Consider the following 25,516-nt stretch of genomic DNA (forward strand, 5'->3'; position numbering starts at 1 on the left):
ATGAAAAACAGAAAAAATGTAAGTTATTTTAAATATACATTCATAATAGTTTTATTCTTTTTATTACAAAGTTGTAGTAATTTTTTAGAGCAGGAACCTGGCTCGCAAACTTCGATTTCAGAGCAATTGAGTACTAAAAATGGAATGTTAAAGGCATTAAATGGCACTTATGGATCACTTGAGGCCAATGTTCGCGGAGAACGGTTTGCAGTTTATGCTGATTTAATGGGAGGTAATTTGAAATTTACACCTACAATTGCAGGAAGCACTAAAGGTCAAATTACAGTTCCTGTTAATATAGAAAATATTTACGCATTTCAAGATTTAGCGATAAGCAGCGACTTTAATATTTTTTATGACAGCAGTTATGATATTATTAATCAAACAAACTTAATTTTAGAGAACATTGATATCTTACCAGATGCTACAGATGTAGAAAAAAAACAAATAAGAGCCGAGGCATTAGCTATTAGAGCATATACACATTATTTTTTGACGTTGATTTATACGCAAGCTTTAGCGGGAAATACAAATCAGGATACACAGTTAGGGATAATTTACAACAAAAAAAGTCTAAAAGATGGTCTTACTTACCCAAAGAGGGAAACATTGCGTAAAACCTATTCTTTAATTGTTGAAGATGTAAAAGCGGCATTAGATAATTTTTCGGGTGCTCCAATTTTAGCTGGTCCATCTTACACATTTTTTAATCCTACAAATACAAAGGCATTACTTGCACGTGTTTATTTATCGATGAACGATTGGCAAAATGCGTTTATTACTGCTAATAATATTATTACAACATCGGGGATTTCACTGGTGGCGAGTGAAAATTACATTACGCAGTGGGAACAAACTAACTTACCAATTTCCGAAAATTTATTAGAGTTCTCTATTCCTAGAGACAGTGGTGGAGACGTAGGTGGTTCTTTGTCTAGCTATTTCGGCTATTTTTCAGCTACTAATTATAGTAAATACGTAGCTTCTCAAGATTTACTCAGTTTGTATGAACCTACAGACATTAGAAAACAATTGTTTTTACAAAAACCGCTTCCCACCTTGATAAATGGTGTAATTGTAAACGTAAATTATTCATTTACAAAAAAACTACAGGATAATCCTGGATACTCTGCATTTAGATTAAGTGAAATTTACTTAATCCGTGCGGAAGCAGCATTTGGACTTGGAGATTTAGAGACTACAAAAACTGATATTAATACCATAAGATCAAGAGCCAAAGCTACTTTGCTAACTTCAATTATTGGTTTAGAACAAGCTCTATTGTTAGAAAGAAGAAAAGAACTTTGCTTTGAGGGACATTTGTTTTTTGATTTGGCCCGAAGAAATCAAAGCGTATCACGAACAGATGGTTGCTTATCACAAAATTGTAATTTGACCTATCCATCTCCAAAATTTGTATTGCCAATTCCGTTAAAAAATATTAATATTAATTCAAACTTACAGCAAAATGAATCCTATTAAAATTATATCAACAGCAGTTTTAATTTTCACTCTTTTTACCTCTTGCTCTAAAGATGATTATAATTTAGGATCAGAGGCGGTTTCTCCATTTGTGCGATTTAATATGTTAGTGAGCAGCAATAATACTCCTTTGATTTATCCTGCTGTCAATGCGGCTCTGGTTCCAGTAAGTAGTTTTAAAAACAATTCTGTGAAGTCATTAAAAATTCCGGTTACTTTGACATCTTCAACCTTACAAAAGCCTGTTGCTATCAGTTATAGTATTTCTACTACCGGAGAAAGCGATACGTATAGCGTCAAACCATTAAATCAAGTTTCATTTGTTGGGAATCAGCTTTCGGACACGATTGTTTTATCTTTCGATAAAAGATGGACTAGTAAGCAAAAAATTACAATCAAGTTAGAAGAAAGTTCAAATCCATTAATTAATATTGGAAACTTGAATTCTCAAGCAATAAATAATATTTTTGAAGTTAATCTTGATGATGTAAAAACGACGTACACGTTTCCAATTAATAGAATTGAAATAAAAGGAGAAAAGGGTGAAGAAATAATGTTTAAAGTCAACTTTCCGAATGGATTTATTCCGTCAGAGATAAATGAAAATACAATGTTTGAATTCCTAAATGGGTTTAATTATCGATTAACTCATGAGGATTATGGTACCAATAGAAATGACATTACGTACCGTTTAACTTTATTAGAAAACATAACAAATAACGATGTCTTTTACCAGTCTACAATTACGCTGGCTAATACTGCAACTTATACTAATACAGGCAATAGTGTTCTACAAATTATAAAACCAATCAAATCAATTCGAGATACAGCGGCTAATACAGCGGCTAATTTTTATGATTTATCAAACAATTTTTATTTAACTTATGGCGAGCATTGGTTTGAAAGGAGCGGCGCTTGTGCTTGGCAATCCTACACGGCTTTCACGTTTCCAGTTGTGGTATCAGCAAATTCAGAAAATGCAATTTTGTACAGTGATAAGGGAACTCCTAATACAGCAGATGATATTTATCATCATGCTTTCAAAATAGGGTTTAATGTTAGTTCAGGCTCATTAACGACAAATTCCTTTAATCTTAAACGGTGGTTTAGTAATGAGAGTGCTTCAGCGATTAATTCGCCAGGTTTTAATATTATATCAGCACTCGAATTTTTTCCTGAAAATGGAAACAGTAAAAAGAGAGGGACAGTTTTAGTGATTCCTCAAAACATAACTATTGCAGGAACAAATGGAAAAAGTTATAGTATTAGTATTTCAGGATCAGGAACCTATTCAGAGATTAGTGCGGGTCTTTTTGAAATTTCATACGCATTAAATGCCACAAATACAGCTCTTTTTGGAGGAACAGTCACAGCCCAATACAGGTTGTATAATAGTAGAATTTATCCAAAACCCGATCCAATAGTAGCAAGTTGTACCAAAGAAATTAGTTTATAAATTAGTAATAATAGCAAACATGAAAATTAAACACATCATTTTACCCGTTACTCTTTTGATTTGCTTATCTGCTTATAAGACGTGGAATCAAGATGAGTATATAGACATTCAGGAACTAAGACAATTATATTCCAGCGGAAATCAGGCATTATGGCCAAAACCGAATTTAGACGGCACAATTGATAAAGCAACTTTTAAAGATATAGGAGTACTCCCTGATATGGATTATCCCGAGCATAACAAATATTCTAAGGAGAAAGCATTCTTGGGTAAAACTTTATTTTTTGATCCAAGACTATCAGTTAGTGGACAAATAGCATGTGCATCTTGTCATAATCCAGAATTAGGTTGGACGGATAACTTAACGCGTTCTTTTGGGCACAATAGACAAAGCGGTAAACGAAATGCAATGACTATTATGAATACTGGTTATGCTACAAGCCTATTTTGGGACGGGCGTGCAACAAGTTTAGAAGATCAAGCACAATTTCCAATTTCAGATCCTATAGAAATGAACGAGAAATTGACCATTGCTGTAGATAAAATAATTGAGGTCAAAGGGTATGGAAAATTGTTTACAGAGGCTTTTGGAGATCAAAAAGTTACGCTTGAAAGGATTCAATATGCTATAGCAACTTTTGAAAGAACATTAAAAAGTCCGAAAAGTAAATTTGATCAATTTATAAGTGGAAAGGCAGATGCTTTGACGGATCAACAAGTGGCGGGTTTACATTTATTTAGAACTAAAGCTCAATGTATTAATTGTCACAGTACACCTTACTTTAGTGATAATCAATTTCATAATGATGGGCAAACATTGTTTGGCACTAAGGACGAAGATTTTGGTCGTTACAATGTCACTATGGATATAAAAGATATTGGAAAATTTAGAACACCTACGTTACGTGAAGTTGCAAATACAAGACCATGGATGCACAATGGTCATTTTCCAAGTTTAGTAGATGTAGTAGAATTCTATAATTTAGGTAATCCTGCACCAATTCAAACAAAATATTTAGGCGTTGGTCGAGATTCCTTAATTCCCAAAACTTCGCCATTATTAAAAAAATTAGATTTAAATAGAACGGAAATAAACGCATTAGTTGCTTTTATAGAAAGCTTGAGCACGCCAAACAGTCGTATAATTACACCTAAAATGCCTGATTAAATATAGTAAAGGTAGTAGATTGTCGAAAGATGATAGAAGGGGCTAGTTGTATCTTTTTAAGTATTAGTTCAAGACCAATCTTGATATACTTATCTCGCTAATTTTTGGTTAATCAAAATAGATTATAAAATAGAATTAATGTAAATTACAACTTGTAGATCAAAATAATGTTTCAATTTTGAAAAGGAGATAATTTAATTCACAATCTTTGACACTTAAAATAAATAGTATTATGAGCACAACAAAACTAACAATCAATCGCAACGGATCTATAAAAATTGAAGGCGATATTGAAATAATAGATTGCGAAGGCAACACTTACGGGTTAGAAGGGAGAACAACTCTAGGGATTTGCCGTTGTGGATTATCAGTAAACAAACCTTTTTGCGATGGTTCACATCGCAATGGTTTTGAGCACGATCCAGTTGCTTTCAGCTTACCACCTATGAAAACGAAGTAAATCTCATTTTTGTAAAAATTTTAAAAGCTAAATCTTGATTGATTTGGCTTTTTTTTAGACTGGTTTTAAGATATTAAAAATCTATTGGATTTTATTAAGGAGATTTAAGATAAAAATGAAAGTTACATTTTACCAATACTATTTCAAAACGTCTTGTGCTATGAAAAAAATAGTCATTTTAGGATTAGGAGCTCGAAGTACATTATTTTACCAAGAGGCATTACATCAATTGTACTTTGAAACAAAAGGGAAGTATGCAACCTTTCCTTTTATTGTAAAACAATTGGATTTTAATTTAATAAATCCATATTTACCAGATAATGCCGCCGTTATTTCTCCAATTTTAAAACGTGAATTAGAGGAATTTGATGCTCCAGAAGTGCATTTATTAGTGCCAAATATCACGATTCATCAAATAATTGATACTCTTGATTTTCAATTACAAATTGTTCATCCGTATAAATTATTAATTAGTGAATTAGCGAATAAAAAAGGTAAAAAGGTAGTTTTTTTTGGAACGAAATACACCATTAACAGTTCCTATTTAGGCTCTTTCATTACTGAAAATTTAATAGAAAAAATAAACATTGAAGATGTATTATTCTTGGATGAAATGCGAAAAAAGATTTATATATACGCCGAAACAAGTCAAGATATAATTTTGTACAATAAGTTGCTTGAGAATTATTCAAGAAACGCTATAGTTGTTATAGCGTGTACGGAATTATCAATTATAAACAAGAGTTGCAACACAAATATTATTGACTTGGTAAAACTGCAATGTCACGAATGTTTACAAATACTGCTGGATTGAAAGAAAAAAATATAAATTCCAGCGTAAATTTTTTTTATAAAAAAGTTGAAAATTTGATCATAAACTTGTGAGAATAATTTAGATAACCTCAATTATATTTAAATACACTTCATCGTCCAAAATATAGGAACTAGAATCATTTACTACTTTAAAATTTAAAATTTGTTTTAAGATTTTTGAGTGAGTTTGAAAATGTTCACTCCGATAGCGTATCCAAAAACCTCCCCATTAGATTTCTTGCTAATTCTTATCTTATTGCAAGCTTTACCTAAATCTGTTTTTGTCCATGATTTACCGCCATTAGTGGTTTGATAACCGCTATTCATAGTTCCAATAAATCCAATTTTTTCGTCTATAAATCCAACTCCAAACGACCTAGCATTGTAATCATTACACAATACATATTCTTTCCATTTCTTACCTCCATTTTCTGTTTTTATATAGTGTTGTTCAACAACTGTAGTATCTGGATTATAACTCTGGATGGTAGCATATCCTGTCTTTCGGGTGGGAAAAAATAATTTCCACGATATTTCAAAAGGTCTTTTAGATTCATATACTTTTTCCCAAGTTTCTCCTCCGTCAGTTGTATGCAGAATGCAGGCATAACTTTGATCAATATCTTCGCCCGTTGAAGCAGATGCAAAACCTTCCCTTTTATTGAACATTTTTATGTCATACAAGGCACTGCAGTATTTACTCATGTCAATACTTTTAAAAGAATTTCCATCATCATGACTTACCATAAAATTAGCTGGACTTCCTACTCTACCTACAGCATAAATGTGATGTTTGTATCCTATTTCTCCATGGTTTATAAACTCTTCTTTCACAATATCAATGGCACATAATCCTTTCACGTACTTTCCCTTATAATATACTGGAGCCCAATTTTTCCCACCATCAATAGTTTTATATAAAGGTATACTATCGGTCACGTTTGGAAAATAATCAGTTCCCACCGTTCCAGCAAAACCTGTTAAATTATCCATAAAAGAGATACACCTAAAAAATGTCCCTTTCTTTTCAAGTTGTATATTCCATGTTGATCCGCCATTCTCTGTGTTATAAATCTTTCCAAAACCATTTACATACCAGCCTGTATTCTCATCGATAAAAAAAATGTCGTCTTGTTTCCCTTTATAAGGTTCAGTATTTAGTTTTTTCCAAGAATATTGTTGTGCATAGGTTTTACTACAAATACTAAAATAAAGTAAAAAGAGTAATTTTAAAAAGTGTTTCATAATGTTCTAATATTATATAGTTTGGACCTCGATCATTTTATTTTTAAATCTTTTAATTTTTAATACGTGTCATCATGTAGTAAATATTGTTGATTTGTAATTTAATAATTCTTACATGAATGTAAAGATTCTTTTTGCCGCATGTCTCAATTGTAAGAAGCGTAATTGACTTTTGATTTCAAACAATTGTGACGAAGATAATTTAAGAAAACTAAATACTATGAATTTTCTTTTAGAGCGTAATGCTTTAAAAGATGAAAGATTTGATAGCATTTCTCTTATTAGCTTTTTATTATTTTTATCAATTCTGATGTAGTCAGTGTATTACTTTTTTTTGTAAATAATTTTGAAATTAGCTTAAGTATGATTTTAATAAATATTTTTTTGACTATGGTTTTAATATTTTATTTCTAAGTCCAATTGGCGTCCCTCATTGAATGCTTTTTTGTCTAATAATGAACCAATAGCAATTCCTATACCCATCCCAATAGGTAATCCTAAGCCTAAAAATGCTAGATTGCCTATGATTAAACCGTAAGTTACTCCAATTGGAATACCTATTCCGCTCATTCCAAAAAGCATCCAAATTGTCCTGTAATAACTTTGTGGAACAATCTTGTTTACTTTTTCAGCTTGTTTAATTATTAAGGTTTGTTTTTGCTTTATAAGTTTTGTCATCCGCGCAGCTGTAAATGTTGAATTATTTATCTCTTCAACACTTTCGTTAATTAAAATAATTAAACTTTGAGACAATTTCTTTTTCCTTAATTCATTTAAAAGCAGTTCGAATTGTGAATAAATTCTAATCAATTTAACATCGCTAGAGATGTTTTGAATTTTTTTTAATACTGCTAGTTCCATAAATATTATTTTAATGTTTAACGGTAATTTTGTCTGAACTGACCCAACACAATTTCGATAAAAGTTGCCAAAGTTTCGAAATCACGTTCGTTTTAGTTGGTTCATTACTTCGTTCATTCACCGTCGCTCAGATTTTGACTTTTTAAGTCCAATTAAGCATTGTATGTATGAAGCTCTTGCTGTTATTTATTCTATGTTTAGTTTTAATCTTTTATAATCTGAAAGCTCCAAAAACCATCTTTGATTTTGATTTGAATCTTTTTAAAGTATTTTAATTCGTCAAAAGAATAATTGTGAATATTAATATCTCGTTTTACCACATCAATTACTGCAATTATATTTTTTGCGGAACTTCTGTAGACATTATGTCTTTTGATCTTTGTTGAATTTAAAAAAATCTTTATTATTTTTGAAATTATCATTTGTCAAAAAAAAAGCTCGCGCATAAAATTGTACCATATAGAAAAGTTCTCACTTTGAGCAATTCGTACAAATTTAAATTCCTTACGTTTTTGTTATTATAAAAATATAAATTATTACTTGATATTAGAACACTTGGCAGGACAATTAAAAAAATTAAAAATTAATAATCGTGAAATTAATGAACTGCCTTAACGACTAAAAAAAATATTACTAGACCGATCAAAACATTTATTTATATTTTTAGTATTTCATTTTTTTTCTGGGTTTCAAAGAATTTTATTTGTGTATTCTACTCATTTTTTATCTTTTAGCGTGAAAATTAACTACAAAGTTATTCAGTTTAAAATCGTTAAAATTATGATGACGCCAAGTCTATTTTGTAAATATAATTTATTTACGGTCCACGAAAAAAGAAGTCTAAAAGTTGATTGCAGCAGTAATTCAAAATTTATGAAGTCTACTAAACAATCCAAAAAGAGCCACTGTTACATGTAGTATGGGAGCAATACTTTTAAGTACTGTTTCAGTAGATTTAGGCAAACAAAATAAAAATTCTGTTTTAAAATTTATCTCCCATAATAAATTTTTTGAAATTGGCAACAATCTTCATGTAGACGCATATGGCTGTCAACTTTCACTCCAATATTTTATAAAAATCGCAAGTTTGAAGTCATTTTAATTACAGATGTACATCTTAGTTTTTTTCTTCTAATTAGAAATGAAAGCCCCTAGTCTTACTGATATTTAATATAAATTTTATAAAATAGTAAACTACTTTTAATCGGCCTTATTATGCAAACTGCTGATTATTGCCATTACATCCTGATCGCCTAATCCCTCTTTTTCTGCTCTTACATAACTGTCATATAATGGATGAATCAAAGGAGAATCAAGTCCGGCCTCTTTAGCTAATCGTAAATCTTTAACCAAGTGTTTCAGCGCAAAAGCTGCAGGAAACGAGTTGTTTATTATTGAGGGGGTTTTAATGTTGGTTATTCCGTTACCGCAAGCGCCTTGATTGATAATGTTGAGCATGTCTTCTTTACTAACGCCATTTTTTTCAGCGAATAAAACGGTTTCAGCTAATCCTTGTAAATTCAGACCTAATAAATAATTAATTGCTAGTTTAGCTGAACTTGCTATTCCGGGTTCACCAACATGAATCGCAATTTTACCTAAGACGTCAAATAAAGGTTTTGCTAGTTCAAAATTTTCGTTTGAAGCTCCTACTAAAATAACTAAAGTTCCATCTTGAGCAGGTTTTACACTTCCTGAAACAGGAGCATCTATAAAGTTTACTTGATGTTGTTTGCAGATAGTGTGCAAGTACCTCGAAGTTTCGGGAGAAACAGTGCTCATATTGATGATCGTTTTGCCTTGATTATTTGCATTCAATAAGCCAACTGAACTTTCAAAAACTTCTTTTACTGCTGCGTCATTAGAAAGCATCGTAAAAACAACATCACAATTTTTTATAAGTTCAGCTAAGTTACTAGCTGATTTTGTTCCAGCTGATAGTAAGGATTTTTCTTTTTCTCTAGTTCGATTGAAAACGGTTATCTCATAACCAGCATTTAGTAAGTTTAATACCATTGGATTTCCCATGTTTCCAAGGCCGACCCATCCTAATTTTAATTGATTCATTATTGATAGTTTTAGATGTGATTCTATGTTGACTATATACACTGGAATCGGTTTTATTTTTTTTCTTCTAAAGTAGTACTAAAATAGTTTTTTTTAATTGTTAAACTTATTTTACGATAATTATTGTGTTAAGTTGAATTATTTAAGGTAGCTGTTGGACAAACTCAGGGTGACAAACTGAGAGACTTTGAGTAGATCTTCCACGTGATAAAAGAGAAAAAGTGAATTCAAATAGGTCTTAGTTTTTGTTTCTATTCATGAATAATTGATTTTTGATATACTATGCGGTTTTGCATGAGGGACGGAAGCGGCATCCTTTATTTTCTTTCCTAAAGAAAATAAAGATATAGCGTACTGCCCGACCTTGCTGTAACGATAGTGAAAGCGAGGACATGCCCAAGAAATAATTATTCGATTTTTGATTTCTAAAAAAAGTATATCTTTAGCCAAACCAAAATGTAAATTTATTTTATGGAAGAGAATAAACCAGACGATTTTAAAAGAGAACTAGGATTGCTTGACGGAACTATGCTTGTGGTGGGATCGATGATAGGTTCTGGAATATTTATTGTGAGCTCAGATATGGTAAGGCAATTGGGATCGGCTGGTTGGCTTATTGCTATGTGGGTGCTTACGGGTGTTATTACTGTCATTGCTGCTGTAAGTTACGGCGAATTAAGTGCTATGTTTCCTAAAGCTGGTGGACAATATGTTTATATTAAGGAAGCTTACGGAAAGTTAGTTGGTTTTCTCTACGGTTGGAGCTTTTTTGCAGTTATACAAACAGGAACTATCGCGGCGGTAGGTGTGGCTTTTGCCAAATTTTCAGCCTATTTATATCCTCCTTTAAGTGATCAAAATATTTTATTTGAACTAGGAAGTTTCAAATTGAATGCTGCGCAAATTCTTTCGATTGTAACAATTATTCTATTGAGTTATATTAATAGTCGCGGAGTTAAAAACTCTAAAATATTACAAACTGTTCTCACGGTTATAAAAATTGTATCGCTAGCTGGTTTGATTATTTTTGGCTTTATGGCTGCTAATGCTGAGGTTTGGGATGCTAACTGGACTAATGCTTGGGTTTCCAGATCACTGGATGTCAACTCTGGAAACTGGATGCCTATTAGTGGCATTGCTTTGATATCAGCAATTTCAGCTGCTTTAGTTGGTTCGTTATTTTCTAGTGTGGCGTGGGAAGGTGTAACTTTTATTGCCGGCGAAATTAAAAATCCAAAACGAAATGTAGGTTTGAGTTTGTTTTTAGGAACTTTGACAGTATGTTTTATTTACATTATTGCAAATATTATGTATTTAGCAGTTGTTCCATTACAAGGTATTGCAACGGCGGAGTCTGATCGAGTTGCGGTTGTGGCTTCGCAAACTATTTTTGGAGGAATTGGGACTTTGATAATCGCAGTTATGATTATGATTTCAACTTTTGCTTGTAATAACGGTCTTATTATGGCTGGCGCTAGAGTCTATTATACCATGGCACAGGACGGCGTTTTCTTTAAAAAGGCTGCTCAGTTGAATAAAGCGAGTGTTCCAGAGTGGTCAATATGGGTACAATGTTTTTGGGCTTCGGCTTTATGTTTGACTGGTAAATATGGAGATTTGCTCGATTTTGTGGTGATAGTCGTTTTAATTTTTTACATATTGACGATTTTAGGAATCTTTATCCTTCGCAGGAAATTACCAAATGTAGAAAGACCATATAAAGCTTTTGGATATCCGTTTTTACCCGGATTATATGTGATTATTGCCACTGCAATATGCGTTGCGTTACTCTATACTAAAACAAGTACAAGCGGTTGGGGTGTTGTTATTATGTTGGTGGGAATTCCAGTTTATTATTTGACAAAGGCGAAGGAGTAGTTATCGGTTTTCTGTTATGGGTTATCTGTTATCTGTTAACTGTTATCTGTTATCTGTTATCTGTTTTGGGTTTTTTGGTTTTTAGTGAGCAGTATTTAGTTTAGTGGAGGACTAATTTTACTTAATTATTTTTGATAAAAACATCCATAAAAATCAATTTGATCGCTTTAATCCGTGTTTTATTGGCTTTAATGATTAATTAGTCACACATGTAAAATAAAATTAAAACATCGTTTAATCTAAGTTTCATTTCATAATGGAGCTGACAAAAGTTAAGTACAAAAAAATCCGTTTCATTGTAAAATGAACGGATTTTTATTATTGAATTTAGGTTGCGTTGCTGTTGCTTGAATTTAAAAAGTAACCACTAAAAACTAAAAATTAAAAAGTACAATCAGCAATGCGCAACCTATAAATTAGTTGCTAGTAATACGTAAAACGTCTTACTTTAGCAATATATTTTGCTAATCGTATTACTTGATGGCTATAGCCGTACTCATTGTCATACCAAATATAAAGGACAATATTTTTCCCGTCTTTGGAAACAATTGTAGCATTACTGTCATAAATGGCAGGTTGTGGGGTTCCTACAATATCCGACGAAACTAATTCGTTATTTAAAGAATATTTTATTTGCTCTACCAGTTCGCCTTCTAAGGCATATTTTTTCATTATTGCATTAATCTCTTCCACTGAAGTTGTTTTTGACACTTCTAAATTTAAAACCACAAGCGATCCATTTGGAACTGGCACCCGAATTGCGTTAGAAGTTAATTTTCCTTCAAGCGACGGCAACGCCTTTGCCACAGCACTACCTGCACCGGTTTCAGTAATAACCATATTTAGTGCTGCCGCTCTCCCGCGACGGTATTTTTTGTGCATATTATCAACTAAATTCTGGTCGTTTGTATACGCATGAATGGTTTCAAGATGTCCTCTTACAACTCCTAACGTATCTTCAACTGCCTTCAAAACGGGAGTAATAGCATTCGTGGTGCACGATGCAGCCGAAAAAATATCTATCTCATCAGGATTGTATTCGTTTTGATTTACGCCGTGAACAATGTTAGGAACCCCTTTTCCTGGCGCAGTAAGCAGTACTTTATCCGTTCCTTTTGAAGCTAAATGGCGACTTAATGCTTCATGAGTTGTAAATGCGCCCGTATTGTCAATCACTAGAGCCTTGTCAATTCCGTAAAGTGTATAATCAATGTCCTCAGGAGCACTAGCTGTAATGATATGAACCGTTGTTCCATTTATAATTAATGCATTATTTTTTACATCAGCAGTAACTGATCCTTCAAAATCACCATGAATGGAATCGTATCGCAACAATGAAGCTCTTTTTTCTAAAGTGGTTGCATCGTTTTTATCACGAGTTATTATTGCTCGCAAGCGCAACTGACTTCCTTTTCCAGTTTTAGACATTAACTCTCTGGCCAATAATCTTCCTATTCTTCCAAAACCGTAAAGAACAACATCTTTTGGATGAATTTCGTGGCAATTTTTTGCGTTTTTTAATTTATCAATTACAAAATATTTGACATCTTGGTATTTGTCTTCTTCCAAAGCATATTCATACGCTAATTTACCAATATCCAATTTAGCCGGCGGAAGGTCTAGCTCTAATATGGCTGTTGCAATATTGACAGAATCAAAAATAGAAATAGGTTTCCCTACAAATTCAGCAGCGTAACCGTGAAGATTGATGATGTCACTAACGTTTCTGTCAATCAACTGATTGCGAAACAAAACCATTTCAATTGATTTGTCATACCATAAATCGCTTATAATTTTGATCAGTTTTACGCCTGCACGTCGCCTGTCAGCTTGAAAAGAAACTTCTTTTTCGTATTGAGTTGTAGTTGCCATAATGAAAATTTAATGAAAATAATTTAGCGTATTTTTTAAAATTTGGTGCAAAAGTACCCATTTCAATCGATTTCGTAAGCTATTTTTTAAAATGTTTGGAAAAAAAATACCACCTTGAAATTTTCAAGATGGTATTTATTTTAATAATAAAATGATTTTATAAAATCACACGCATAATTTCTCCATTTTTGTTAATCATTTCAATACGCACTGTTTGACTTTCCTCTTTTTTATTTAAGAGTTTGGCAACCGTTTCCACATCTGTAGCCTTAACGTTATCAATACTTAAGATAATATTTCCTACAAGCTCATTCTCATATTGTTTTAAACTTTGACTACTAATTGCTTTAATTCGCACTCCGTAATCAATTTTGAATTTTTTCTTATCTATTGCTTCAATGTTTTCTAATTCAATACCTTTAAATTCAGTGCTAAAAAATTCATTTTTGCTTAAAGTAACGGGAAGAACTTTAGTTTTTCCATCGCGCACAAAAGTGACTTGAATTTTGTCATTTGGTCTTTTTGTATTGATATAGCCTGAAAGATCTGCAAATGTGGCAATATTTAATTCGTCTAGCTTTACAATAATGTCACCTTTCATTAATCCTGATTTTTCTGCACCAGAATTTTTAGCTACTTTATTGACATAAAAACCTTGTGTTTGTGTAATTCCTAATTCTTTTGAAGCAACTCCGTTTAATTCACCACCTTCAACTCCAAGAATTCCACGTTGTACATTTCCAAATTCCATTAAATCTTCAATGATTTTTCTAGCAATATTGGAGGGAACAGCAAATGAATAGCCTACGTAAGAACCAGTCATAGAAGAAATCATGGTATTAATTCCTATTAGTTCTCCTCTTGTGTTAACTAAGGCGCCACCACTATTTCCTGGATTCACAGCAGCGTCAGTTTGAATAAAGGATTGAATACCGCTTGTATCTAAATCTCTGGCTTTTGCCGAAACAATTCCCGCAGTTACTGTTGATGTTAAATTATAAGGATTTCCAACCGCTAATACCCATTCTCCAACCCTAACCGAATCAGAATTGGCGAAAGCAGTATAGGGTAATTTCTCAGCAGCATCAATTTTCAATAAAGCAATATCCATTTTGGAATCAGTTCCAATGAGTTTTGCTTGATAAGTTTTTTTATTATTCAAAGTAATTTCAATCTCTGAGGCTCCTTTTATCACGTGATTATTAGTTACAATATAACCGTCTTCGGATATGATTACACCCGAACCAGTTCCTACTTGCTCTTGCGTTTGACCGCCCTTATATCCATAAAAGTATTCTAAAATTGGGTTACTGACCGTGCGACGAGAAACATTTTTTACGTGAACTACTGTATGAACCGTTTTTTCGGCAGCTTCCGTAAAGTCTAATATGTCAGAGGACAAACCTACTTTTTTACCATAAGAATTTGCTGCGGTTGTAATACCTGAATTATTACTATTAGAAAAATATCCATTGCTGTCAAATAATACTTTATATGCTCCAAGTGTAACAACTCCACTCAACAGCGCAACCAAGAAAAGTGTTGAAAATTTTTTCATATTAATTTTGTATAATTAAAGTTATTTATTTGCAAAATTAACACTTAAATCATTTTATGAAATATAGTTTAACGCTCTTTAACAGTGATTAACATTACGTTAATAGTTTGTACTTTTGTATTTTTAAACAATACTTGCAATGCAACTAGAATTCTATAAATATCAGGGAACAGGAAACGATTTTGTAATGGTAGATAATCGAACTGATTTTTTTCCAAAAAACAACATTGAGTTAATTGCACATTTATGCGATAGAAAATTTGGCATTGGCGGCGATGGCTTAATTTTATTAGAAAATGACGTTGAGACGGATTTTAGAATGGTTTATTATAATTCTGATGGAAATCAAAGCTCCATGTGTGGCAACGGCGGCAGGTGTTTAGTTGCTTTCGCCAAAGAGTTAAATGTAATTATTAATACTACCACATTTATTGCAATGGATGGTTTACATCATGCCACCATTAGTGATGATGGTTTAGTTTCTTTGCAAATGATCAATGTTAATGCTGTAAATGTGAATCAAGACTATGTCTTTTTAAATACGGGATCGCCACATCACGTTCAGCTCGTAGAAGATCTTGAAAATTACGGCGTAAAAGAAAATGGCGCTAGAATCCGATATGGTGATTTATATGGAGAGGTCGGTAGCAATGTCAACTTTGTGAAGCAGGTAGATGAAAATACATTTTCATTACGCACCTATGAAAGAGGAGTAGAGGATGAAACGCTTTCCTGCGGAACTGGTGCAACGGCAGTTGCAATTGCAATGAGTATTCTAGATAAGACTCAATCCTCGACCGTAAATTTAAATGTGCAAGGCGGAAAACTCCTAGTATCCTTCGATAAAAACAAATCTCTTTTTACAAATGTAAAATTAAAAGGACCAGCTGAATTTGTTTTTAAAGGAATAATTGCTATTTAACAAACGCTACATCTAAAAATGAAAACACTAAAGGGAAAGAATATTTATATACGTGCACTAGAACCGAATGATCTTGAATTCATTTATGCCATTGAAAATGATCAAAGTATTTGGGAAGTTAGTAATACGAATACGCCATATAGCAGGTTTTTAGTGAAACAGTATTTAGAAAATGCGCATCAGGATATTTACGAGGCTAAGCAATTGCGTTTAGCAATTTGTCAAGATCAAGATTTTCCAGCCGTGGGATTAGTAGATTTATTTGATTTTGATCCAAAGAATAATAGGGCAGGAGTTGGCATTGTTATCCAAGGCAATGAAAATAGAAATCAAAACATTGGATCAGAAGCCTTGGAGTTGCTTATTGAATATGCTTTTACCAATTTGAATTTACATCAATTATTTGCAAATATAGGTACCGAAAATGTAGCGAGTAATGCACTTTTTACTAAATTTGGATTTGAATTGATAGGTGTAAAAAAAGAATGGACTTTAATAAATGGAAAGTATAAAGACGAAGCTGTTTTTCAATTATTAAATAATAACTTTTAATCTTGTGCATTCAAATTCTATAACTCTCAAATAATAATTTAAAAAAAGCGTTTCTATTTTCCATAATTGATACCATAAAATGAGTACAAAAAAAATCATCACAATAGTTTCTGTCGTTTTAATCACAATTTTAATGATATATGGAGCAGTAGTTCTACGACAAATTTTTTCTCCTAATACAAAATTTAGCAATAGCGAAGTGTTCATTTATGTTCCTACGAATTCGAGATATAAGGATGTGCAAGAATTAGTAGCGCCATATATTCAAAACATGAATCATTTTGATATGGTTGCTGATAAAAGGGGTTACGCTGGTAATGTTATTCCAGGAAGATTTTTGATAACGAAAGGAATGAATAGTTACGAATTAGTAAAAGCCATGCGATTTAATTCTGCAGTGAAATTAGCCTTTAATAATCAAGAACGAATAGAAGATTTAGCCGGACGTGTAGGTTCGCAAATTGAACCAGACAGTATAATGTTGCTTAATTCTTTCAAGGATTCCATCTTTATGAAAGAAAATGGTTTTAACGAGGATAATATTTTGGCTATGTTTATCCCAAATACTTATGAGGTTTATTGGAATACTACGGCTATAAAATTCCGGGATAAAATGATTAAGGAATACCGTAATTTTTGGAATAAAGAGAGAATTGCTAAAGCTGAAAAGCAAGGATTTACGCCAATAGAAGCTACTATTTTAGCTTCTATTGTTCATAAAGAGTCGGTAAAAAAAGACGAAAGACCTAGAATTGCTGGAGTGTATCTAAACCGTTTAAGAGCCGGCATGCCACTTCAAGCAGATCCAACAGTCATTTTTGCAATCAAAAAGAAGTCAAATGATTTCGAACAAGTGATCAAGCGCGTTTTTTACAATGATTTATTAATGAGTCATCCTTATAATACGTATATGAATTTAGGACTTCCTCCTGGCCCTATAGCCATGCCAGATATAACGGCGCTAGAGGCAGTGTTAAATCCTGAAAAAAATAATTTCATCTATTTCTGTGCTAGTGTAGATCGATTTGGATACCATGAATTTGCGGTAACTTTAGAGGAACACAATAAAAACGCAAAGAAATATTCAGATTGGATCAACAGTAAAGGTGTAAAGAGATAGTTTTGAAATTTGTAAGAGCTTTATTTATTTTAACATTTGGTTTTCAAATAGGCTATTCCCAAAATAGCCAATTCAATAATTTTTTTAAACCGGCTGATTCTTTAAATTTAAAAAGGCAAAATACAATAATTATTTCTGAATCAATACTTGCAGCAGGAACGCTTGCGGCTTTAAACCAACTTTGGTATGCTGATTATCCTCGATCTAAATTTCATTTTATAAATGACAATTTTGAATGGCTTCAGATGGACAAAGTGGGACATATTTTTTCATCTTATCATCTAGGGCGATTGGGATCAGAAATGCTTAAATGGAGTGGCTCCTCCAGAAAAGATCAGTTGATTTATGGTGCAGGTTTAGGATTTGCATTCTTGACAGCAGTAGAGGTGTTAGATGGATATTCTAGTCAATGGGGCGCTTCATCTGGAGATATAATGGCAAATGCTACTGGAACTGCGCTGTATGTTTCACAAGAATTACTTTGGAAAGAGCAACGAATTATACCTAAATTTTCTTTTCACACTACAAAATTTGCTGAACTCCGACCGGAAGTTTTAGGAAAGTCTTTTTCTGAACAAATTTTGAAAGATTATAATGGTCAAACGTATTGGCTATCTGTTAATTTACATTCATTTGCAAAAGGTTCTAAAATCCCAAAATGGTTGAACATTGCTTTAGGTTATAGTGCTAATGGAATGATAACCGGAAACGCTCAAAACACAAATTTTTCAGGTTCTAATCCAGCCCGATTTAGGCAGTTTTATCTTAGTGTAGATATCGATTTAACAAAAATTAACACTGATTCTCGATTTTTAAAGACTGTTTTTTCTGTTTTGAATACCGTCAAAGTACCAGCTCCCACATTGGAATTCAGGCGATTTAATGATATAAAACACCACTTTATCTATTTTTAGAAAAATTTAACTACTTGATAATCAGCTTAAATATTTTTATTGTATCTTTGCACTTAGAAATTTCTTAACGGGACAGCGTTTTGAAGAAAAACAATTTATGATAAAGAAATGGTATTTTTATACAAGTTTGACTGTAATTACAGTTTTTTTAAGCTCCGGCTTTAAACCTTTAAATTTAGAAACTAACCCTTGGTTTCTTATTAATGAAGAAGATGGTTCCCACTACTTATTTCCATCTCAAGAACAAGAAGAATACAATAATTTAAACATCCCTTTTACTGGAAATTTCTTTGTAGGTTTTAGAGAGGCTGTTGGCTTTAAAGAATCTCAAAGTAAATACAAGAAAATTAATTCCTTAGGTTATATGGGTAAATACCAGTTTGGTATTGAAACACTAAAATCTGTTGGTATACATGATAAAACTGCTTTTCTTAATAGTCCAGAACTTCAAGAAAAAGCTTTTTTAGCTTTATTAGCAAAAAATAAATGGGAACTAAAAGATGAAATTAAAAAGTATAGCGATACTGTTTTAAACGGTCTTCATATCACAGAATCGGGCATATTGGCAGCGGCACATCTCGGAGGTGCCGGCTCCGTGAAGAAATTTTTCAGATACAACGGAAAACGTAATTTTACTGATGCGTATGGATCTTCGATACGCGGATATATGAAAGTTTTTGGAGGTTACGATACTTCCTTTATTGTAGCTAATGCTAATGCAAAAGCTAAAAACATATAATCGCATCAAGACATAAATATAAAAAACAAGGCTGTTAGAAGTAACAGCCTTGTTTTTTATAAATAGATATTCTACTGTTACTTCAATTGAAGGTTAAATAAAGATAATAGTCTTTAAATTTCTTCAAAACTTCCCATTAATATTTCAATAATTTTTATCGCTGCTTCACTTATTTTTGTTCCCGGTCCAAAAACCGCTACGGCTCCAGCATCAAATAAAAATTGATAATCTTGAGCAGGGATAACACCTCCTACAACTACCATAATATCTTCTCTACCGTATTTTTTGAGTTCTTCTATAACTTGCGGAACTAATGTTTTGTGTCCTGCTGCGAGTGACGATACTCCAAGAATGTGAACGTCATTTTCAACAGCTTGCTTGGCTGCTTCGGCAGGTGTTTGAAAAAGAGGACCTATGTCAACATCAAAACCAACATCAGCATAACCAGTAGCAACAACTTTAGCACCACGGTCGTGCCCGTCTTGGCCCATTTTTGCAATCATGATTCGTGGTCTACGGCCTTCTTGTTTTGCAAATTCATCAGCCATTAGTTTTGCTTTCTCAAAACTTTTATCGTCTTTTATCTCTTTGCTGTACACACCGCTAAAGGATTTAATTTGTGCTTTATATCTTCCAAATACTGTTTCTAGTGCGTCACTAATTTCTCCTAGAGTAGTTCTATTTCTTGCAGCTTCAACTGCTATGGCTAGCAAATTCCCCTCTCCAGTTTTAGCACAATGAATTAATTGCGCTAATGAATTTTTCACTTTTTCAGAATCTCTGGTTGCTTTTATTCGGTCTAATTGCTCTAATTGTTGTTTCCGAACCATCTGGTTGTCAACATCCAATATTTGTAAAGGATCTTCTTTTTCTAAACGATATTTGTTTACACCTACAATAATATCTTGACCACTATCTATCCTAGCTTGTTTTCTAGCTGCAGCTTCCTCGATTCTAAGTTTTGGAATTCCCGATTCAATAGCTTTTGTCATTCCACCCAACTCTTCTACTTCTTCGATCAATTTCCAAGCGCTCTCAGCAATTTCATTAGTTAAACTTTCTACATAATAACTTCCAGCCCAAGGATCGACAGTTTTAGTAATTTTAGTTTCTTCTTGCAAATATAGTTGCGTATTTCTTGCAATTCTAGCAGAAAAATCTGTTGGTAAGGCTATTGCCTCATCTAGCGCATTGGTATGTAGCGATTGAGTTCCTCCAAAAGCCGCAGCAGTTGCCTCGATGCATGTTCGAGCTACATTGTTAAAAGGATCTTGTTCTGTTAAACTCCAACCCGATGTTTGGCAGTGAGTGCGCAGTGCTAAGGATTTATCGTCATTAGGCGCAAACTGTTTTACTAATTTTGCCCATATCATTCTTCCAGCACGCATTTTAGCAATTTCCATAAAGTGGTTCATTCCAATAGCCCAGAAAAAAGATAATCGCGGTGCGAATTCGTCAATTTTCATTCCTGTCGCAAGTCCTGTTCTTATGTATTCTAAACCATCAGCTAAGGTGTATGCTAATTCAATATCGGCGGTGGCTCCTGCTTCCTGCATGTGATAGCCAGAAATTGAAATAGAATTAAATTTTGGCATATTTTTACTGGTATACTCAAAAATATCAGCTATAATCTTCATCGAGGGCGTTGGCGGATAAATGTATGTATTTCGCACCATGAACTCTTTCAATATATCATTTTGTATTGTTCCAGAAAGTAATTCAGGTTTCACACCTTGTTCCTCGGCAGCAACGATATAGAAAGCCATGATTGGTAAAACAGCACCGTTCATAGTCATAGAAACAGACATTTCATCTAGCGGAATTTGGTCAAATAATACTTTCATATCTTCGACTGAATCAATTGCAACTCCAGCTTTCCCAACATCACCAACAACGCGTTCGTGATCAGAATCGTAACCGCGGTGAGTTGGTAAATCAAACGCGATTGAAAGTCCTTTTTGCCCTGCAGCTAAGTTTCTTCTATAAAAAGCGTTGCTTTCTTCAGCTGTAGAAAAACCTGCGTATTGTCGCACTGTCCAAGGGCGGCGAACGTACATTGTTGTATAAGGCCCACGTAAATTTGGCGCAAAGCCAGCTCCAAAATCAAGATGAGTTAGTTGTTCAATATCTTGCTCAGAATAGGTTGGTTTAAGTTCAATGCCTTCTGCGGTTAGATAGCTTTTCTCTTCAGAAATTGATTTGCTATTGTCCTCCTGCTTTAACGTTAAGTGCTGTATGTCTTTTCTCATTATTTTATTTACAAATTATCCTTTTATTGATAAATTTTTTATAAAAAGAATTTTATTTTATTCTAAGTTTAATCGTTCTTGCTCTATTTTTTCAGCTAAACGCTTTTCAATAATAGGAGTAATTAATGTCTTTCTCGGATTTTTCTTTACAAACGGAAACAATTCAAGATCATGCTTCATTCGATCTTGTTTATTAGGATGCTTATTTGTACCTAGTAAAATTTCTTTTCCTGAATCGAATAAATTTTGCTCTGCTTCGGCGCTTTCTTGGATTTTTCTTTTAATAATTCCGTCATTAAGTTGTTTTAAGAAACTACCATTAGACTCAATTTCTTTAAATAAAACTAGTGCTTTTTCCGCCAGCTGATTAGTCAGGCTTTCAATATAGTAACTTCCGTCAGCAGGATTATTGACTTTGTCAAAATAGCTTTCATTTTTTAATATAAGCAATTGATTACGAGCAATTCGATCACCAAATTCGTTGTCTTTATGGTATAGAGCATCGTACGGTGAGTTTGCAATTGCATCAGCACCGCCAAGAATTGCGCTCATACACTCTGTTGTAGTGCGCAGCATATTAATGTTGTAGTCGTAAAGTGTTTTGTTTCTTTTTGTAGGCGAAACAATGATATTACATTCTAAATTATGATTGTATTCTTTAGCAACTAAGTTAAATAAAATCCGCAATGCTCGTAATTTTGCAATTTCAAAAAAGTAATTTGTACCCACTGCAACTTCAAAAACGATAGGTTTATTAATTGATTTTATCCTATTAAAGTATTCATTAGCTTGGCCTATGCTATAAGCAAGTTGCTGTACCATATTTGCTCCAGCATTTTGATACAAGGTTGCACTTATACTTATTAGAGAGATTGACTTTGTTTGTTTTGAAAGTATATTCAGCGTTTCAAAATTATTTTTTTCTTTAGTTGAAAACCAATTTCCGTCTTTCGCTAGTTGGCCAATTGGATCCAAATTACAAAAAATAATAGTTTTGTTCTTCTTAGCAAAAGTTTCAATTTTTTTAACGAAATCGATTGAAATAAAATTAAGATTGAAATAGATTGTAATATCATCTAACGGTAAATTTTCTAAAAGATTAATGACATCTATTGATTCATTGTCTATAGAAAACCTCAGGCTTTCTGCTCCACGGCTTAAGGTATCTTTTGCTCGTTCAATAGATTTATCTACATCATAAACAAAGATATTTTGGCAAATTTTAAATTTAGATGCATTTGTGGTGACTGAATACTTTTTATCGAATTCGTCCTTATGGTAAATGGGTTTTACTTGAATATCTTCAGGAGAATTCCAAACTAGGTTTTCATTATAATCAGCTCCCTTTAGTTCAAACTGAATTTTTTGTTTCCATTGTTTAGAGGATATTGGATCGAAATCATCGAATAGAGTAGTAGCCATTTTAGTTGTAATTATGCAGTTTTAAATAATAATAAATATTAGTTATTGCCTTGTTTAGTTGTGTCACTTTCAAATTCTATTATATAAATATCTTCGCTATCCTTTTTCATATAATATTTTTCTCGAGCATATTTTTCTATCTGTTCAGAGTTTTTTAATTGTTTAATATTCTTCTTATCTTTTTTTATTTCCTGCTGGTAGTAAGTCGCATTATCTTCTAAATCTTCAATTTGTTGATCTAATATACGATGATCAAAATAGGAGTAGTTATCAAGGAAAAGTATCCATGTAAAAAAAAATAAAAGCACCCAAACATACTTATTACTAACTAATTTGAACCAAGATTTATTTTTATATGGATTTTTCATTTTTTTTCATTTTTGCCAATAATACCTATTCTTTAATAGCGCCACTAATTAAGTAAGGTGCATTGAAACCATAATTATTTACACTATCTAACTAAAGATAGATTTGACGCGACAACCATACTAAATGACATACAGTATTATTAATCTTAGATTCGTAGGTTTGAATTAACTATTAAAAATCATAAAATTTTTTGATTTATTACAGCTCTTACAACATCTATGGCAACCGTATTGTACTTGTCATTAGGAATTATAATATCAGCAAACGCTTTTGTAGGCTCAATAAATTGTTCATGCATCGGTTTTAAAGTTGTTTGATATCGATTTATTACTTCGTGCATGTCACGACCTCTTTCAGCGATATCGCGCTTCATCCTTCGAATTAATCTTTCGTCAGAATCAGCATGAACGTAAATTTTTACATCAAATAAGTCTCTTAATTCAGGATTTGCTAAAATCAAAATTCCCTCAACTATCATCACCTTTCTAGGATGTGTAAAAACCGTATCATCAGTTCTATTATGAGTAACAAAGGAATATACAGGTTGATGAATATTATTTCCTTTTTTTAATTCCTTTAAATGTCCAACTAAAAGCTCAAAATCAATAGCTCTAGGATGATCAAAGTTAATTAAAGCTCGCTCATCAAATGATAGACCATGATTTTCTTTATAATAGGAGTCTTGAGAAATAATTCCAACCTCTGTTTGAGGCAATTCATTCATAATTTGATGTACAACGGTTGTTTTACCGCTTCCCGTACCACCTGCAATTCCAATAATGAGCATAAAATTCTTATTGTGTTAATATAAATACAAAAGTAGGGATTTAATCTGCAGTGAATTTTATTTTAGTAGAATATTTGCTAGTGTAATATATTTATTGATCACTATTGACAAACATTATTTACCTTTAGGTTTTAAAAATTAGAAAAGTGTATTTCCAAATCAACAAGAATATAGAGCGCTATGTATCTTTCAATCTAGATGAATTAAAGATTTTTAATTCTCTTTTAGAATATAGTGTTGTTCCTAAGAAAACTATTCTACTTCATGAAGGCGAAATATGTAAATTTGAAGCTTTTGTAATCAAAGGGTGCGTGCGGAAATATTATATTGATACGAATGGGTTAGAAGTAATTCTTCAGTTTGCTATCGAAAATGCTTGGATTAGTGATATTTCGTTTAGCATTTATGAAAAAAATCCAAGTAGAGTTTATATAGAAACCTTAGAGGATTGCCAATTATTCCTATTTAACCCAGAAAGTAAAGAAGAATTGTTCAGCAAAGCACCAAAATTTGAACGCGCCTTTCGAATTTTAATGCAACGCAGTTTAGCAGCAACGCAAGATCGTTTATTCAACACTATTTCTAAAACTGCAACAGAAAAATACGTTGAATTTCTTGAACAATATCCAGCACTTCCACAACGAGTTGTGCAGCATTATATCGCTTCTTATTTGGGTATTTCACCTGAATTTCTTAGTAAAATTAGAAAAAAAATGGCAAAATAATATTTGTCATTTATTTTATTTCTTGTCCTAGTTCAATGCAATTGCTTTTCTTTTGGCTCAATTTTGTACCATAGAAATATAGCAATAGAAAATGGAGAATATCAACAGTTTACAAGATCAGAAATCAAGTCATTATATTTTACACAAAGCGAATACTCGCGGGCATGCTGATCATGGCTGGTTAGAATCGTATCATACTTTTAGTTTTGCCAATTATCAAAATAACGACCGCATGAACTTTGGTGTGTTGCGAGTATTAAATGATGACAGGGTAAATCAAGGAATGGGTTTTGGAAAACATCCACATGATAACATGGAAATTATTTCTATTCCTCTCGAAGGGGATTTAGAGCATCAAGATAGTATGGGAAACACCACGGTTATCAAAGAAGGTGATATCCAAATTATGAGTGCCGGAACAGGTATTTTCCATAGTGAGAAAAATAAGAATCACAATCAATTTGTTAAGTTCTTGCAGATTTGGGTTTATCCAAATAAAAAAAATGTAACTCCGCGTTACGATCAAATTTCGCTTGATCTAAAAGATCGACGGAATAAACTGCAGCAAATTTTATCTCCTAATTCAAATGATCAAGGCGTTTGGATTCATCAAGATGCTTGGTTTCATATCGGAAGATTTGATAAAGCGTTCTCAAGCAGTTATCAATTAAAAAAAGCAGGAAACGGAATTTATGCTTTTGTTCTGAAAGGTGATTTTACAATAGGAGAAATTAAGTTAAATGAACGTGATGGGTTAGGAATTTGGAATACAGATTCGATAAAAGTAATTGCTAATTCAGATGAGGCAGAAATTTTGATAATGGAAGTACCGATGGAATTATAATCTAAATAATTAT

Annotated in this window: 22 protein-coding genes; 13 read left to right on the forward strand and 9 right to left on the reverse strand. The window is 32.6% G+C overall.

Translation table 11 applies throughout. From position 1 onward, the window contains the following. The 5 genes from BUA99_RS13105 to BUA99_RS13125 all read left to right on the forward strand — a co-directional run bounded on the left by BUA99_RS13105 (position 1) and on the right by BUA99_RS13125 (position 5,380). Positions 1–1,482 carry a RagB/SusD family nutrient uptake outer membrane protein gene (locus BUA99_RS13105; protein WP_072993377.1) on the forward strand — a complete coding sequence of 494 codons (1,482 nt, stop codon included), beginning with the start codon at positions 1–3 and terminating at the stop codon, positions 1,480–1,482. Beyond that, positions 1,469–2,938, forward strand: a complete 1,470-nt coding sequence (locus tag BUA99_RS13110) for a hypothetical protein (protein WP_072993191.1) — start codon at positions 1,469–1,471, stop codon at positions 2,936–2,938. The genes BUA99_RS13105 and BUA99_RS13110 overlap by 14 nt, the downstream gene beginning before the upstream one ends. Positions 2,939–2,957: 19 nt before the next feature. Beyond that, positions 2,958–4,106 carry a cytochrome-c peroxidase gene (locus tag BUA99_RS13115; protein WP_084673559.1) on the forward strand — a complete coding sequence of 383 codons (1,149 nt, stop codon included), beginning with the start codon at positions 2,958–2,960 and terminating at the stop codon, positions 4,104–4,106. Positions 4,107–4,338: 232 nt separating this feature from the next. Continuing rightward, entirely contained in the window at positions 4,339–4,566 is a 228-nt protein-coding gene (locus BUA99_RS13120; RefSeq protein ID WP_072993194.1) for a CDGSH iron-sulfur domain-containing protein, read from the forward strand. Positions 4,567–4,726: 160 nt separating this feature from the next. Further along, positions 4,727–5,380 carry an aspartate/glutamate racemase family protein gene (locus BUA99_RS13125; protein ID WP_072993197.1) on the forward strand — a complete coding sequence of 218 codons (654 nt, stop codon included), beginning with the start codon at positions 4,727–4,729 and terminating at the stop codon, positions 5,378–5,380. A gap of 167 nt (positions 5,381–5,547) precedes the next feature. On the opposite strand, the gene BUA99_RS13130 is transcribed toward BUA99_RS13125, so the two are convergent. The 3 genes from BUA99_RS13130 to BUA99_RS13150 all read right to left on the reverse strand — a co-directional run bounded on the left by BUA99_RS13130 (position 5,548) and on the right by BUA99_RS13150 (position 9,552). Then, on the reverse strand, positions 5,548–6,624 hold the full coding sequence (locus BUA99_RS13130) for a WD40/YVTN/BNR-like repeat-containing protein (protein WP_072993200.1): 1,077 nt from the start codon (positions 6,622–6,624) through the stop codon (positions 5,548–5,550). A 396-nt stretch (positions 6,625–7,020) separates the two neighbouring features. Then, the gene (locus BUA99_RS14885) at positions 7,021–7,485 is read right to left on the reverse strand and encodes a hypothetical protein (protein WP_072993203.1); all 465 of its coding nucleotides are present in this window, start codon (positions 7,483–7,485) and stop codon (positions 7,021–7,023) included. Between the two features lie 1,200 nt (positions 7,486–8,685). After that, the gene (locus tag BUA99_RS13150) at positions 8,686–9,552 is read right to left on the reverse strand and encodes an NAD(P)-dependent oxidoreductase (RefSeq protein WP_072993212.1); all 867 of its coding nucleotides are present in this window, start codon (positions 9,550–9,552) and stop codon (positions 8,686–8,688) included. Between the two features lie 471 nt (positions 9,553–10,023). Here BUA99_RS13150 and BUA99_RS13155 point away from each other — a divergent pair, with 471 nt between their 5' ends. Then, entirely contained in the window at positions 10,024–11,430 is a 1,407-nt protein-coding gene (locus BUA99_RS13155; protein WP_072993215.1) for an APC family permease, read from the forward strand. A 423-nt stretch (positions 11,431–11,853) separates the two neighbouring features. Here BUA99_RS13155 and BUA99_RS13160 read toward each other — a convergent pair whose 3' ends face one another. Together BUA99_RS13160 and BUA99_RS13165 are read right to left on the reverse strand one after the other, a co-directional pair. Next, positions 11,854–13,302, reverse strand: a complete 1,449-nt coding sequence (locus BUA99_RS13160) for a glyceraldehyde-3-phosphate dehydrogenase (protein ID WP_072993217.1) — start codon at positions 13,300–13,302, stop codon at positions 11,854–11,856. Positions 13,303–13,459: 157 nt separating this feature from the next. Beyond that, on the reverse strand, positions 13,460–14,860 hold the full coding sequence (locus BUA99_RS13165; protein ID WP_072993220.1) for a trypsin-like peptidase domain-containing protein: 1,401 nt from the start codon (positions 14,858–14,860) through the stop codon (positions 13,460–13,462). Between the two features lie 139 nt (positions 14,861–14,999). On the opposite strand from BUA99_RS13165, the gene dapF reads away from it, so the two are divergent. From dapF to BUA99_RS13190, 5 genes are all read left to right on the forward strand, one after another. Next, the gene (gene dapF, locus BUA99_RS13170; RefSeq protein WP_072993223.1) at positions 15,000–15,782 is read left to right on the forward strand and encodes a diaminopimelate epimerase; all 783 of its coding nucleotides are present in this window, start codon (positions 15,000–15,002) and stop codon (positions 15,780–15,782) included. Positions 15,783–15,800: 18 nt separating this feature from the next. Next, positions 15,801–16,334 carry a GNAT family N-acetyltransferase gene (locus tag BUA99_RS13175; protein ID WP_072993226.1) on the forward strand — a complete coding sequence of 178 codons (534 nt, stop codon included), beginning with the start codon at positions 15,801–15,803 and terminating at the stop codon, positions 16,332–16,334. A 79-nt stretch (positions 16,335–16,413) separates the two neighbouring features. Then, positions 16,414–17,454, forward strand: coding sequence for an endolytic transglycosylase MltG (gene mltG / locus BUA99_RS13180; RefSeq protein ID WP_072993230.1), 1,041 nt, complete (start codon positions 16,414–16,416; stop codon positions 17,452–17,454). 2 nt (positions 17,455–17,456) lie between these two features. Further along, entirely contained in the window at positions 17,457–18,368 is a 912-nt protein-coding gene (locus tag BUA99_RS13185; protein ID WP_143151773.1) for a DUF2279 domain-containing protein, read from the forward strand. A gap of 97 nt (positions 18,369–18,465) precedes the next feature. Further along, positions 18,466–19,107, forward strand: coding sequence for a peptidoglycan-binding protein LysM (locus BUA99_RS13190; protein ID WP_072993236.1), 642 nt, complete (start codon positions 18,466–18,468; stop codon positions 19,105–19,107). 113 nt (positions 19,108–19,220) lie between these two features. On the opposite strand, the gene scpA is transcribed toward BUA99_RS13190, so the two are convergent. The 4 genes from scpA to udk all read right to left on the reverse strand — a co-directional run bounded on the left by scpA (position 19,221) and on the right by udk (position 23,934). Further along, positions 19,221–21,356 (reverse strand): methylmalonyl-CoA mutase, encoded by a 2,136-nt coding sequence (gene scpA / locus BUA99_RS13195; RefSeq protein WP_143151774.1) that lies wholly within the window; start codon positions 21,354–21,356, stop codon positions 19,221–19,223. Between the two features lie 57 nt (positions 21,357–21,413). Then, on the reverse strand, positions 21,414–22,778 hold the full coding sequence (locus BUA99_RS13200; RefSeq protein ID WP_072993243.1) for a methylmalonyl-CoA mutase subunit beta: 1,365 nt from the start codon (positions 22,776–22,778) through the stop codon (positions 21,414–21,416). 38 nt (positions 22,779–22,816) lie between these two features. Next, complete coding sequence (locus BUA99_RS13205; protein ID WP_072993246.1) at positions 22,817–23,146, reverse strand: FtsB family cell division protein; 330 nt, start codon at positions 23,144–23,146, stop codon at positions 22,817–22,819. 179 nt (positions 23,147–23,325) lie between these two features. Continuing rightward, the gene (gene udk, locus BUA99_RS13210; protein WP_072993249.1) at positions 23,326–23,934 is read right to left on the reverse strand and encodes a uridine kinase; all 609 of its coding nucleotides are present in this window, start codon (positions 23,932–23,934) and stop codon (positions 23,326–23,328) included. Positions 23,935–24,080: 146 nt separating this feature from the next. Between udk and BUA99_RS13215 the strand changes: the two genes are divergently transcribed. Both BUA99_RS13215 and BUA99_RS13220 read left to right on the forward strand, forming a co-directional pair. Then, on the forward strand, positions 24,081–24,659 hold the full coding sequence (locus BUA99_RS13215) for a Crp/Fnr family transcriptional regulator (RefSeq protein ID WP_072993252.1): 579 nt from the start codon (positions 24,081–24,083) through the stop codon (positions 24,657–24,659). A gap of 91 nt (positions 24,660–24,750) precedes the next feature. After that, positions 24,751–25,503 carry a pirin family protein gene (locus BUA99_RS13220; protein ID WP_072993255.1) on the forward strand — a complete coding sequence of 251 codons (753 nt, stop codon included), beginning with the start codon at positions 24,751–24,753 and terminating at the stop codon, positions 25,501–25,503. Positions 25,504–25,516: the final 13 nt, after the last annotated feature.

Origin of the sequence: Flavobacterium segetis, from assembly GCF_900129575.1 — a bacterium.
Taxonomy (GTDB): domain Bacteria; phylum Bacteroidota; class Bacteroidia; order Flavobacteriales; family Flavobacteriaceae; genus Flavobacterium; species Flavobacterium segetis.

Coding starts and splice junctions, on each gene's coding strand:
- BUA99_RS13105 (WP_072993377.1), top strand. CDS start 1: ATGAAAAACAGAAAAAATGTAAGTTATTTTAAATATACATTCATAATA.
- BUA99_RS13110 (WP_072993191.1), top strand. CDS start 1,469: ATGAATCCTATTAAAATTATATCAACAGCAGTTTTAATTTTCACTCTT.
- BUA99_RS13115 (WP_084673559.1), top strand. CDS start 2,958: ATGAAAATTAAACACATCATTTTACCCGTTACTCTTTTGATTTGCTTA.
- BUA99_RS13120 (WP_072993194.1), top strand. CDS start 4,339: ATGAGCACAACAAAACTAACAATCAATCGCAACGGATCTATAAAAATT.
- BUA99_RS13125 (WP_072993197.1), top strand. CDS start 4,727: ATGAAAAAAATAGTCATTTTAGGATTAGGAGCTCGAAGTACATTATTT.
- BUA99_RS13130 (WP_072993200.1), bottom strand. CDS start 6,624: ATGAAACACTTTTTAAAATTACTCTTTTTACTTTATTTTAGTATTTGT.
- BUA99_RS14885 (WP_072993203.1), bottom strand. CDS start 7,485: ATGGAACTAGCAGTATTAAAAAAAATTCAAAACATCTCTAGCGATGTT.
- BUA99_RS13150 (WP_072993212.1), bottom strand. CDS start 9,552: ATGAATCAATTAAAATTAGGATGGGTCGGCCTTGGAAACATGGGAAAT.
- BUA99_RS13155 (WP_072993215.1), top strand. CDS start 10,024: ATGGAAGAGAATAAACCAGACGATTTTAAAAGAGAACTAGGATTGCTT.
- BUA99_RS13160 (WP_072993217.1), bottom strand. CDS start 13,302: ATGGCAACTACAACTCAATACGAAAAAGAAGTTTCTTTTCAAGCTGAC.
- BUA99_RS13165 (WP_072993220.1), bottom strand. CDS start 14,860: ATGAAAAAATTTTCAACACTTTTCTTGGTTGCGCTGTTGAGTGGAGTT.
- dapF (WP_072993223.1), top strand. CDS start 15,000: ATGCAACTAGAATTCTATAAATATCAGGGAACAGGAAACGATTTTGTA.
- BUA99_RS13175 (WP_072993226.1), top strand. CDS start 15,801: ATGAAAACACTAAAGGGAAAGAATATTTATATACGTGCACTAGAACCG.
- mltG (WP_072993230.1), top strand. CDS start 16,414: ATGAGTACAAAAAAAATCATCACAATAGTTTCTGTCGTTTTAATCACA.
- BUA99_RS13190 (WP_072993236.1), top strand. CDS start 18,466: ATGATAAAGAAATGGTATTTTTATACAAGTTTGACTGTAATTACAGTT.
- scpA (WP_143151774.1), bottom strand. CDS start 21,356: ATGAGAAAAGACATACAGCACTTAACGTTAAAGCAGGAGGACAATAGC.
- BUA99_RS13200 (WP_072993243.1), bottom strand. CDS start 22,778: ATGGCTACTACTCTATTCGATGATTTCGATCCAATATCCTCTAAACAA.
- BUA99_RS13205 (WP_072993246.1), bottom strand. CDS start 23,146: ATGAAAAATCCATATAAAAATAAATCTTGGTTCAAATTAGTTAGTAAT.
- udk (WP_072993249.1), bottom strand. CDS start 23,934: ATGCTCATTATTGGAATTGCAGGTGGTACGGGAAGCGGTAAAACAACC.
- BUA99_RS13220 (WP_072993255.1), top strand. CDS start 24,751: ATGGAGAATATCAACAGTTTACAAGATCAGAAATCAAGTCATTATATT.